The 13,043-nt window shown below is 47.4% G+C and carries 7 protein-coding genes; 3 read left to right on the top strand and 4 right to left on the bottom strand.

The features are described from left to right. Positions 1-3: 3 nt before the first annotated feature. Both istB and TBC1_RS14890 read left to right on the top strand, forming a co-directional pair. Entirely contained in the window at positions 4-741 is a 738-nt protein-coding gene (gene istB, locus TBC1_RS14895) for an IS21-like element helper ATPase IstB (RefSeq protein ID WP_062044643.1), read from the top strand. Between the two features lie 224 nt (positions 742-965). After that, on the top strand, positions 966-2,336 hold the full coding sequence (locus TBC1_RS14890; protein ID WP_062044641.1) for a serine hydrolase domain-containing protein: 1,371 nt from the start codon (positions 966-968) through the stop codon (positions 2,334-2,336). 336 nt (positions 2,337-2,672) lie between these two features. Here the strand turns inward: TBC1_RS14890 and TBC1_RS14885 are convergent, their stop codons facing one another. From TBC1_RS14885 to TBC1_RS14870, 4 genes are all read right to left on the bottom strand, one after another. Next, positions 2,673-4,352: a thiol-activated cytolysin family protein gene (locus TBC1_RS14885; protein ID WP_062044639.1), complete on the bottom strand. Its 1,680-nt coding sequence runs from the start codon at positions 4,350-4,352 to the stop codon at positions 2,673-2,675. A 291-nt stretch (positions 4,353-4,643) separates the two neighbouring features. Beyond that, positions 4,644-6,401 (bottom strand): sialidase family protein, encoded by a 1,758-nt coding sequence (locus tag TBC1_RS14880; RefSeq protein WP_201781698.1) that lies wholly within the window; start codon positions 6,399-6,401, stop codon positions 4,644-4,646. An 80-nt stretch (positions 6,402-6,481) separates the two neighbouring features. Continuing rightward, positions 6,482-9,175, bottom strand: a complete 2,694-nt coding sequence (locus tag TBC1_RS14875; protein WP_236695682.1) for a glycoside hydrolase family 2 protein — start codon at positions 9,173-9,175, stop codon at positions 6,482-6,484. Positions 9,176-9,296: 121 nt separating this feature from the next. Then, the gene (locus TBC1_RS14870; RefSeq protein WP_062044633.1) at positions 9,297-10,817 is read right to left on the bottom strand and encodes an alpha-L-fucosidase; all 1,521 of its coding nucleotides are present in this window, start codon (positions 10,815-10,817) and stop codon (positions 9,297-9,299) included. A gap of 387 nt (positions 10,818-11,204) precedes the next feature. On the opposite strand from TBC1_RS14870, the gene TBC1_RS14865 reads away from it, so the two are divergent. Next, positions 11,205-12,800, top strand: coding sequence for a hypothetical protein (locus TBC1_RS14865; RefSeq protein WP_062044631.1), 1,596 nt, complete (start codon positions 11,205-11,207; stop codon positions 12,798-12,800). The last annotated feature ends 243 nt before the right edge of the window (positions 12,801-13,043 follow it).

The following is a 13,043-nucleotide window of genomic DNA, read 5'->3' as shown; positions in this document are numbered from 1 at the left end:
AACATGAACACACAAATCACTTTAGATCAGTTGAAACAGTTAAAGCTGCCAGGCATGGCAGACGCCTATCAGGCAGTTTTATCATTGCCGGTACAAGAGCAACCTTCCATCCATCAATTTATGGCCCGCTTATCAGAGGCAGAGATCCAGCACAGGGCCCACCTGAGAACACAGGCCCTGTTAAAACTGAGCAAACTTCGCTACCATGCCGTCATTGAACAGGTTTATTGTAACTCCGGAAGAAACCTAACACAAGATCAGCTCATGAACATAGCTGACTGCAGCTTCATTGAACGCGCTGAAAACATCCTTATTACTGGTGCCACTGGTTGCGGAAAAAGTTATCTGGCTTGTGCAATCGGGCGCCAGGCATGCACCTTTGGATACAAGACTATTTACCTGGGAATGACGCGTTTTTTAGAAAAAATCACCCAAACCAAACTCGATGGAACCTATATTAAGATGCTGAATCAAATCGAAAAAACCCAATTGGTAATCCTGGATGATTTTGGCTTACATCCCATGGATAAAATTACACGGCTGGCACTCTTACAAATACTTGAGGATCGTTACGGTAAGCGATCAACATTGATATCTTCACAGATCCCTGTTAATAAATGGTACGAATATATCGGTGAGAATACCGTGGCCGATGCGATTATGGACAGATTGTCAGGTAATGCACACAGATTTGAATTAAAAGGAGACTCTTTACGAAAGAAAAAAACAGAAAAAAATTGATTAATATTGTAAAACAAATCTGCCCAGTTTAGGTGGCGCCGTTTGCACCGGAATGGTGGCGCTGAATCACCGGAATAATCAATTAGAATATATGAAGATTATATAGTAATTTTATATAGATGTTTTATTGCCTGTTGTAGTTACTGTATTTGATTACTTAAGTTCATCCTGCCAGCCTGAAAGATTATACTTGCACGGATCATAAATCATTTAAAATACGAAAGATGAAAACAAAAACGGGTTTATTGCTTTTCTTGTTTTTGAACGTGTCAACTTTTCTTTCAGGCAGCAATTCACCTTTATCGGGAATATGGATAGGGGTAGATATGCATGACAACAGAAAGGACACGTATACTTTTACAATAAAGGAGATTAGAGCCGGTGTGTTTTCCGGTTATATTGAAACGGAGATTGACGGAGCGCTTTTACCCCGGATGCCCATTTCAAAAATTGAATATGATCATCCTGATTTTAAATTTCTTATTAATGCGGGTGATTTATTGATAACATACTCCGGCAGGATGTCAGAAGATTTATCCCAGCTTGACGGAAGTTTTAAATATTCGGATCCGGAGATTCCTGAGAAAAAACTGTTGCTTACCCGGAAAACGAATGAGAAATTGTCAGAGCACGGGTATCAGTACAAACAACCTGTCAGTAAGGTATTACCTATCGCTTCGTTGAATGAATCAGATCCGGACAGGACGAAAATCACCAAACTGGTCAATGACATTAATCAAGGGAAATATGGGGAGATCAACTCTTTACTCGTTTTCAGAGATGGGAAGCTTGTGCTAGAAGAATATTTTAACGGGTTTGATTCCGGTCAGCTTCACCAGCTTCAATCAGTTACAAAAAGCATTACCTCATTACTTATCGGAATAGCTGTTGACAAGGGTTTTATTGATTCTATTGATAGAAAAGCTGTTTCCTTTTTTGATGATTATGAATTCGCAAAGAGATGGGAGACAGTGACCATCAGACATCTTCTTACGATGAGCAGCGGTGTGGAATGGATAAAAGATGATCCTGATTCACCCTGGGATAAGGATGAGAGCATTGCTGATATGCTGAAGAAACCCATTCAAGGAAAAACCGGAATAGAATTCAATTATAATTCGGCGATGCAGATTCTTGCAGGAATCATTGAAAAAGCAACGGAAATGGAGCTGGAAATATTTGCCGAGAAATATTTATTTCAACCGCTGGAGATTAAAGATTATTTATGGCAGGTCAGCGTTTCCGACAGTTTGCCTTTATGTACAGGTTCGCTTAAACTGCGCCCGGTTGATATGGTTAAGATCGGGATGCTGGTTTTAAATAAAGGTAGGTTTGATGAAAAACAGGTTATTTCAGAAAACTGGATAAATGCATCGACAAAGGTTCAGATTGAAGTTCCGGGGAATAAAGGCGATCACTATGGATATTTGTGGTGGATCAAAACAACCTCGCCTCAATGCATTTATGCGCATGGGTTTGGAAGTCAGTTTATTTTTGTTATACCTGAATCAAATCTTGTAATAACGACAACCGGAAACAATATGTACAATAATCAGGGTCTGAAACCCTTCCGGATGCTTAAAATTTTTCAGTAAAGGGGCGGCAATAGTAAACTTTCCGCATACATGTGACCACTGGTTCCGGATATCAGGAAAAGCGTATCCGCTGAAGCGGACTTGTCCATGCCGGCCCTCTGAGGCGGAAAACTACCCGCTCCTGAATGAACATTTGATTCCGGAAAGGTAATCCCGGTTAAGCATTTGTTCGGCGCAATGATTATTGTGCTGATTACAAACGCTTAACCGGGACAATATTAATACAGGCACTACTTTTTGGAGTGATTTGATATTTGCATAGATCGGGTTGTCTCTCTTTTGAAGTTTCCTGATCGCTGCTCACTTCACAGCCGGTTAGTGGATGCCGGCTGCCTGTCAGTCATAAACCGGTCTGATTTCCAGATGAAACTCTATGCGTGATCCCTCATGGTCACAAACCAGTTTTACCTCTTTCTTGTTGCCCGTTTCGCTGAATTTGTATGATTTGTGGTCGTCGGCGAAATCGTCATCCGCAGAAGTGGAATCATATTCAAGCACATCTGCCCTGATGCCGACCCTGGCATTCAGATCACTTTTCGGAACTTTAAAGATGATCCGCTGATCAATTTCCCTGGTCTCCCTGAATCCAAGCTGAAGCGGATGCTGCCGGGTTCCTTTGGTAAATGTCCATGGAATGGGGAATTTGAAGCCTGTTTCCTTTCTCATTTTTTCGGCTTCGAGAATCGGCTTGTTCTTCTTTTCCACGTCCAGGATTTCTTTTCCGTTGCCTTCAAAAGCCCTGATCCTTAAAAAGGCGGTGATTTCTTCATCCCCTGAGGCATCATCGGCACTTGCGCAATGGACGCTTTTCCATAATACTTCAAATTTTTCGGCGGCCGGAGCGCATTGTCTGCTGGTAAATTCAGCAGTCAGATGTACCCCGATGTTTTCCCCGTCAAGGGTGCTGAGTGAATATGCAATGGGGACTTCATCCATACTTCCGGCGAAATAATTATTGATGGCCTTTTTAAGCTCTGCCTGGTTTCCGGCTGTAAGTATCTGGCCCGTAAGTCCGGGATTCCCGCCGTAGGCTACCAGCCGCACCGAAGTCCGTTTCAGAAAGCTCTGCTGCCGCATCGAAAAATCGACACTGGCACCTGCAACCAGGAAATTGGCATACGCATGCACATCAATCCCATAGGAAGAAAAGGATTCGTCACTTTCAAACATCAGGTTCAGCGCACGGCCATATTTAACGGCATTCACAACCACCCAGTCCGGATTAACCTTATCTGGGTCCAGGGCATCTGCCGAAGAATTATTTTCACCGGCCATCACGAAGAAATCGGAGGGCTCGTTGTGCGTGTCATCGATTAAAATGGAGTAGTATTCCTGATAAAGTTTGATATAAAAACGGTGGCTTTTGCTGTTACTCGTGAAATCTATGCTGTGATTTCCGCCGAAACCGAGATAATAGCCGCTGCCACCGGTGCGCATAAAGAGGTCTTCCTCGCTCAGCACTTCAAAGCTTTCTCCGAATGTGACTGCCGCGCCTCCTCCTTTCAGACTCCCCCTGATATTGCTGATTGCCTGGGCGATGGAAGCTGCAGAGGGATTATTGACCGATACAGTAGCCACCGATGCCTGATTGCGGTTGATCAGCACGTTAAGCGGTTTACGGTCGTAAGGCAGCCGTTTGTAAGTGCCGTTATCAATGGACTCGTAAGCAAAAATGGCTCCCGGATAAATCTCGTCAATCTTGGTGTTAAGTACAACCGGTTCAGGGCGGATCACATCGGCTGACCAGCGCTGAATGGAGCAATTCCAGTTATTGTCATTGCTGCCGGTTGCATCGTTTATTTGTTCAATGCGTGTATAATGGCCCGGATTGCGAATGACCTTCAGATCGATGACATCGGCGGATTTAAGTTTGACCTTACGGCTGAAAACAACCGGTGACGGTTTAATCTTAAATTTAAAACTGACTTTCTTCAGCACCGGCTTTGCTACCGGTTGTATCTTGCCTGCCAGTTTCACTTTACTGACAGCAGCTGCCTTCACAATTTTTTTTGCCATGATTCTTTGGGGTTTAGGTGGTCCCGGCGTTCACCGGAATTACGTCTAAACCTGCCGGAGGTTTGGCTTGTTTTCCTGATTTAACTGTTTAACAATACTTTAACACAAAATAATATAGATGGATAATAAATCTGAAGAAATGGATTCAGTTCATGCTGCTTATTTTAAGATTCATTTTGCAGGGAACTTACAATGACCGGTGATGGTCAATATTTGTATGCTGATGTAAGTAATAAATTCTGCCAAGGGATGGTTACTCCGTTAATCAGCCGGCATTCCCTTATCCTGTTACTATCTGATATTTATTTCAGCTACAGGTATCTTCTGAAAGAACAACTCCCTGTCCCCCTCATAGAGTATGCCTACACACTTGTCTTTCGTGATTGTCAGGCACGAATAGCCAAATCCGGTTTCTTCATTCAGAAGAATCTGGTTTTCGGGAGGCCAGGTATTGCCTTCGTCCGTACTTGCCTTGATGGTCATATTTTTACGTTCGGAAGCATGCGAAGGATTGGAGAAAAACAACACGGGGATGGTTTTGCGACCGGCTTTGACATTTGCCGAAATCAGGCTGGCCATGCAGTTGGGCTCTGTCAGCGCGTGATTCGAAGAGGGGTGAAGCGTCCAGTTTTTTCCAAGATCGCGGCTTATGGCTACCGCCCGCCCGTTCCCCTCATCTTTTACCGTACGGTTGAGGTCATCGCGCATGTTCAGCATAATGCTTCCGTCACTCAGTTCAACGGCTTGCGCCTCGGTAGTGTTCGGTTTGGCGCCTTTGCCAATTTTCCAGGTTTTTCCCTTGTCGGTGCTGTAAACAATGGTCGACTGGCAGGTGTACTGCCCGCCATCCAGGGCCTGGACGCCCAGATCGGATTTGTATTGAGCCGGAAATACCAGCGTTCCGTCACTGAGCGTGAGTCCTCTCCCCGGCCCGGCCAGGAGCAGCTGCCAGGAAGGGTCTTTAATCTGGGAGGTGATATTAACGGGATCACTCCAGCTGATTCCGTCGTCGGTGCTCTTTGTCAGGATAAACTGCCCGGTTTCTTCGGGCGCCATTCCGGGTTTTGAGTCCCACCAGAGCATCTTTTCGTGGTGCGAACTGCTCATCCAGAGGGCGGCGACCCATAAGGTTCCGGTAAAATGGTCGTAAAGTATGCAGGGATCGCCGGTGCCGTTGAGCCGTTCCGGCCTGCCGCCCCATTCCCCCATATCCATAATCACTTTCATGGGTTCCCAGGTTTGTCCGCCATCGGTACTGCGGCTCATGCCGATGTCGATGTCTTCCTGAAGGTCTTTGCTGTTGTTGTAACGGATATCGTATATGGCTATCAGGGTGCCGGCATTTGTGGTGATTAATCCGGGGATACGGCAGGTGTGCACATGGTCCTGACCGGCGCCCCTGAGCACCAGTGCAGGCCGGTATCGGAACGCGGTTCCTGAAGGTATCCGCATTTTCCCTGTTAACGAATAAGTAAGATCAACGGATTCGATTCCAAAACTTTGCTCAAGCCTGATACCGTCTTTCAGGATAAATCCGAAATGGTAAATGCTGCTTTTCCCGGACGGTTTCTCTCCGGCAACGGGGAACAGGGATTTAGTTGCCTTACCTGTGACCGCAAATAACTTTCTGGCTGCCGCTTCGTCTTTCCCGGTTTCTTGTATATAAACGAGAACGGAGTCGATGATGTGCACATCGCTTCCGCGGGAGTAATTAATTTTTATGGACTTCAGGTTGTTTTCGTCCGCGCTGCTATTTATCTCCAGGGTAATGATCCCGGGATTATGGCGATTGATAAACAGCGGGACTTTTTTATATACTGCTTTCACTTTTACCGTTCCATCACCAGTAACTTTGCCATTTCCGGTATGCCTGTTTATGCAAGTCTGGCAGCTTTCCGCAGTATCCGGCCTGATATGCGCCAAAAAATACTGTATCTGCTTTTCTGAAAGAATCCCGGGAAACCGATTACATGTGCCGGTGCCTGCATACCTGTCATGAAATTGTCTGATAAGGCTTTCACCGTTTCGCGAAAAGGCGGTGGTCAACATCAGTAAAATAAACATTATTAATAAGATGCAGGTTTTCAATGGATTTTTTTTTCATTATTTCCCTGTGGTAAATTTGGGTTTTATTCCGGTTTTTCGCCGAATTCTTTCTGCTGCCGTTCCACTTCTTTAAGTTTTATCAGGTTAAGTTCACGGCGCAGTCTTTCGTTTTCAAGCTGCAGTTCTTCCCGGGTCCCGTCAATGTTGCTGTTAACCGTATCCTGCCGTGATTTTTGCATTCCGGCTGTTTGCTGGTCGAAAACCTGCCGGTGGTAAGGTTCATAGGTTTTGATCTCCAGGATGGCGCTCAGTGGTTTGTGGCCGCCCGACGGAATCACGGAAGCCTTTACAATGATAGTTCCGGGGTTCAGTCCGGAGCGGACCAGCGCAGCGGCAGTCCCCCAGTTCACTTTAGCCGGATTGATGCCGGTCTGACTGTTTCCGATAAGGCTTCCCTCACCGGCAATTTCGAAAAGGATATCCTCATTGTTAAGCCGCTTGATATTTCCGTAATCATCGGCTACGAAAGCAATCACGGTTACGCAATCAGAGCCCCCGGCAAGCAACGGCATGTTTTCGTTATCGGCCCGGAGCAACAATCTGGAAGGCCTGCGGGCAGGTAATTTATGTTGGGTAGCAACTACTTTGCCGCCAATGATTCCTTCGGCCTGCAGGTAAACTTTTACATGCTGATTGTCCATAGCCAGCACTTTGTCATCCATAAAACGGTAACTGTCTTTGAAAACAAAAGGCGGATAGGGCAGCCCGGCTGATTTCTCTGTGCGGTCTTGTTCAAGTACCTGACCGGTTGCGCCTATGGTGAGCCTCACGGTTTCGCAATTGCTGTAAACGGTAATATCATCCGGCGAAAACGGCGTCATTTCATGGGCAATATAAACCATCGGGCCGCTTTCAGCCGGGTTTTGCTGGGATCTGAAAAGGTGATACGATGTCTTGGGCTGCCTGAAAGCGTCCATAATCCCTCCGTAAAACGGGTCAGGATGGTAACCCCTGTTATGGTCGAAAGGGTGCCAGAGGCATCCGCCCACATGTTGCCGCCCGGTCTGATAAAGTGTGTGCAGGCTGGTATACGTGTATGGCGGGTGCGCATAATGCTGCGCCTGCGTCAGCATGGCCGATTCGCCCCAGCTCCGGTGAACCCTGCTTGGCGAATTGTGCGAATTCCAGTCATCTACATTGTCACCCCATTCGCGTGTGAAGTATGTTTTCGACGGATCAGTATGTTTGAGTGCCCGGTCGGCATCGCCATCGCGCGGGTGCGCATAAAGCACCGGAAAGTATTCATTGCCCCGGGCTTCGGCATCACATACCGTGTAGCAATAGCGGAAAGGGTATTCTGCCAATACAAGATCACGGGTATTCCGGGCAAAGTGCTCAGGATACCAGGTTTCATTCAGTACCGGCTCCCACATCAGCACACAGGGGTGGTTGCGGTCGCGCCTGATCATGTCCCTGATATTTTGGTAGATGCGCTCTTCAAATACAGGATTTTCATTCCAGAATTGCCAGCCGGGCGTGTTAACAATGACGAACAGGCCCAGTTCGTCGCAGGCGTCCATAAAGGCCGGATCCTGCGGATAGTGGGCATTACGGACCACCTTCAGCCCGGCATCACGGAGCTTTTTTGCATCCCTCCAATGAACTGAATTGGGTAAGGCGTTCCCGATCAGCGCGAAATCCTGGTGGCGGTTGGCGCCGATCAGCGGCTGCGGATAAAGCTTGCCGTTCAGCCACAGCCCGTCGCTGCCCCTGAATTCAATGCTGCGGATTCCGGTTTTTTGCATATAACCATCCACCGGCCGGCCTTGTGCGTCCAATACCAGCACCTCAAGATTGTATAGATATGGTGCTTCGGGTAACCAAAGGGATGGTTCGATTACTTCAATCCTTCCTGATACTGTCTGGTCTTTTCCCGGGGAAATTCCCAACCGTTTAACCGACTGACCCACCATTTGTCCATCGCCGGTTTTTAACCTGAAAACCGCCTTACCGCTGAACCGTTGCCGGAGCTCATTCTTAATATGCAACTGCAGCAGTACTTCGGCCCTCTGTTCCGAGATCTGGCCAAAACTGATGAACAGCCCGCCTCTGGCTTCTATGCCGTCATAATTGGGATCGGTAATATATGTTTTATTGTGCGCAATCAGCCAGCAATCGCGGTAAATGCCCCCGAAATAACAGAAATCCAGCATATCCTGAGGCTTTCCGGGCGGATATTCCGGATCGTCGGAGTTATCAGCTTTTACTGCAATGACATTATAGCCGTCATGGTTCACAAATTCAGTTATATCAACAACCGCCGGAAGATAACCTCCGTAATGACTATTGAGTTCTTGTCCGTTCAGCCAGATAACGGATTTGCCCATGATGGCCTCAAAATGGAGAAATAATTTCTTTCCCTCAAGTCCTTCGGGCACTTCAAAATGTTTACGGTACCAGGCAACACCCTGATAATTGACACCACCGCTGGCTTCTTCAGGCAGCACCTCAATGCCGTGCGGAAGATGTACAACCTGCCAGGATGTATCGGCATAATCAGGCCGATAGGCATCCGCTGCATCTCCCCTGAAAAACCGCCATACCGGATTCATGGAAAACACCTCCCTGCCCGTTTCTGGTATGGTATAAAATCCTGCAGTGCTGAAAGCGGGCGAAACCTGCTGTTGTGCAACGGTTAAATGAAGTCCGGAGAGGAAAAATGCTGCTGACAGTATCCAGGCCGGATGTTTTATTTTGAAAAGCATATATGACCTCATATCAATATTTTACATTGTTGGATGGGGTGGTAGTCAATTCAAAAATAGCAGATTTTGCAATATGCAGGAATTCCCGGTTCGCGTATTGCCGGCCTTTAGTTATTTATCCGGGCAGTAGTAATCAAAAATCCCTTCCGTTGAAGCTGGCAGACAGATAAAGCCCGGTTTCGGCAATGTTAGCTTTTCCGCGTGATTCAGACACGATGATACGGATTTTGTCTGTTTCAACCGGATTGATTTTCAGCAATCTCTTGTAACCAATGGTTGTACCTGAAGCAATTTCCTGCCATTTGCCATGAAGGGATGCCTCCACACGGAAGGCTTCGACCCTTTGTCCTTTGCGGATATCTTCTTTTAACTCAATCACATCAAACCGGGCAGGCTGTTTCAGACTGAATTCCGCGATTTCAGGCAAGCGGCCTGTTTCCCAGCCGGTATCAGGGTTTCCGTCTGTTGCGGCGGCATGTTTGCTTTTGCGGGCTTTTGACCCTGTCAGCAGATTGTTACTGAAAGTATTGCCGATCCATTGGCCGAACTCTTTCAGCCGTGCGGCATCCGATTCGTGTATCAGTCCCCGGGTATCCGAAGGAACGTTAAGGAGTAATACTGCATTCATACCGACAGAATTGAAATAGATGTCAGCAAGTTTTTCAAGTGATTTTACCTGATTGTTTTCCTCTTCGTGCCAGAACCAGCCGGGGCGGATGGAGACGTCAACTTCGGCCGGATACCAGAAAGCGTTTCCTGCTTTTTCCAGGAGTTTCCGGCTTCCGAGGTCTGCGCTCATCTCATTTAATCCCAGCTGACTGTTGATCGCTGCCATTTCGGACCGGCCTCCGGGTGCAAAAGCCGTTACACTCCACTCTGTGGGCCTGCCATAACCTGTTTCAGTGCCCACCCAACGCACATCTTCGCCTTTAATGGCCGTAACAGCATCGGGCTGGAGCCGTGAGATAACTTCATAAAACGATGCCCAGTCATATTCCTGACGCTTGCCATTGGGCCCTTCACCGCAGGCGCCGTCGAACCAGACTTCGTCTATCCGGCCGTAATTGGTGAGGAGTTCAGTCAACTGTTGCCTGAACATTTCGTTATATCGCGGAGAGTCGCCATAGGAGGGGGCATTCCTGTCCCAGGGCGAGAGGTAAACCCCAAACTTCATTCCCATGGCATCACAAGCATCTTTCACTTCTTTTACAATATCCCCTTTGCCTCCGCGCCATGGTGAGGCGGCAACTGAATGACCGGTAGTTGCGGTGGGCCAAAGGCAGAATCCATCGTGATGTTTTGCAGTGAGGATCAGCATTTTCATTCCGCCCTCCTGCAGTACCCTGACCCATTGCCGGGCATCAAATGCTTCCGGATTGAACAGGGCCGGTGATTCGGTACCGTCGCCCCATTCGCGGCCGGTAAAGGTGTTGATGCCGAAGTGAATAAAAGCCGTTAATTCCATCTGTTGCCAGGCAAGTTGTTGCGGCGTTGGCACAACCCGGGCGGCCAGGTTAGTCTTCTGTTGCGGTGTTGCGTCCACAGGAAAAGTCACGGATTTAATATAAAAAGAGGATTGCTCCCTGCAGGAATTTGTGATCAGCAGGGCTGAAGTAATTATTGCTGACAGGCAAATGGTCGTGATTCGTTTCATGCTTGTTTTCGGGGTTTATGCTTGTATGCCAGGCAAATGTATCAAATTTAATGCCTTCTGCCTGTTAATTGAAGGGGTATCATATGATTTCCCGGGTTAATCAACGATCTTCCCAGCCGTGGATATTCTCTTTATCAGGTTTTTCCGGACAACATTGTTTTCGGATATAAGTTTGTGTCCTAAAAGCAACTTTTCAGGATTATATATCTTGATTCTTACAGGATTAGTTTTTAAAATAATTTATTTAATACTATTAAAAATACAGTAAATCAGTAATTTAACAGTGAATTGATTATTAAAAGAAAAGTTATATTTGATTTTTGGTATACTGTTTGCTTGTAGCAGGGTAATTAATTCCGGGTAGCAATGCCCCTAAAACACAAAGCCATGAAAACGCTCAGCATTTACTTCACGATCGCACTGCTCTCCCTCGGCATTACTGCATCAGCCAGTGATATCCGACCTGAACGGTTGAACCTCCCCGGCGATAACCTGAACCTTTACGCCGTGATGAAACTCTTCCAGGAATCAGAAACACTCGAAGGCTTTGAAAGAAGCCTCAACAGTGAGGATTCCAAAATCAATAACCTCGACCTGAATGGTGACAACTACATTGACTACATTAAAGTAATTGATTATGTCGATGGTGATGACCACACCATTGTACTGCAGGTTGCCATTAATGAAAGGGAAAACCAGGACGTGGCTGTTATTACCGTCTTTAAGGATAAGTACGGTCAGGTAACTGTACAGATGATAGGGGATGAATACCTTTACGGGGAAAATTACATCATCGAGCCATATTATGCTGAAAACCCCAACCCGGGTTACACCGGAAAGCGCAACCGCGTGCGTTCTGAAACCGTTGTGGTAAACCGTACAACCTATGTTGAAGTCGTCAGCTGGCCGGTAATCCGCTACATTTACGCACCGGTATATGTCGGATGGCGCTCACCCTGGTACTGGGGTTACTACCCCTCATACTGGAGGCCCTGGAGGGCTTACTACTGGGATTACTACTACGGATACCATGCCCACTGGTATAACTATTACTACAACCACTTCCGCTACTGCGACCACTACAGGTACCCCCGCTACCGCGATCACTACTACCATCGCCACAGGGCATACTCAACCATAGTCCGCTCATACAGGGATGAAGGAAGGTACAACTACACCTATTCACGGCCTGAACTGCGCAGCGAAGGCTCGGCAGAATACCAGCGCAGACATGGTAACCCTGGTCGCGGATCAGGTGCAACAGCTGTAAACAATCCCGGCCGCAATGCACAGGTTGGCGCCGATACCCCATCCCGTACTTCAACTCCGGTGGTTTCGCCCCGCGGTTCCAATACCACAGGAAGAGTTTCAAAGCCGGACACTGAGCTGAAGAACAGATCTGCCGCACCTGAGACCACCGGTGGACGCACATCCAACCCCGCAAACAGCGGAGTGAACAGGCAGGAAAGAAAAGGCGAACCTGCCCGTCCCTCAGTAACCGCCCGTAAATCATCACCTGAAGTAGGCACACCCCGCTATCAGAATGAAAAACGCAGTGAGGTCCGCCGCGAAACCAGAGAACAACCCGGCCGCAGCGTAGTGGCTCCGCGCACCTCAAAACCAGAGGTAGGGTCTCCGCGCAACCAGAATAAAGAACGCGCTGAGGTCGGCCGTGATGCAAAAGAACAGCCCGTACGCAGCGTTGTTGCACCCCGCACTTCAAAGCCTGAGGTTGGTTCACGCAGCAACCAGCGATCAGAAAGGCAGGTCACCCCTGCAGGATCCTCCCGCTCAGGATCAGCAAGAAGCGCTGTTACACCCAAAGCCAACAGATCTGATTCGAAAGCCGTGAGCAGGTCATCCGCGTCCAAGTCCTCCCCGGCCTCGGTGGACAGGCCTTCAAGAAGCTCCTCCTCAAAGGAGGCATCTGGAAAGACAGGCAGAAGTCAGTCTCCTTCCGGAAAGGGCAAAAGCAGCAGATAAATCTTAGGATTTTATGAATCAATGCGGAAACCCGGTTTACCCCGGGTTTCTTTATTTAAAATACCCGGATAACCAATATTATCTTATTATATTTCAGAGGGGTAGATACCAATTCTTATTTATATGCAAACTGATGTATTCCAGATGTCATTGAATATGTGATAATATATTGATATTCAATTAGAAAATCCAAAGAGATCAGCGGTATGTTACATTCCGGATTTGCTCTTACTGATTAGATTC

The organism is Lentimicrobium saccharophilum, assembly GCF_001192835.1.
Lineage (GTDB): Bacteria > Bacteroidota > Bacteroidia > Bacteroidales > Lentimicrobiaceae > Lentimicrobium > Lentimicrobium saccharophilum.
The sequence above is the reverse complement of the archived record's forward strand: the minus strand, read 5'-3'. Positions and strand labels throughout refer to the sequence as shown.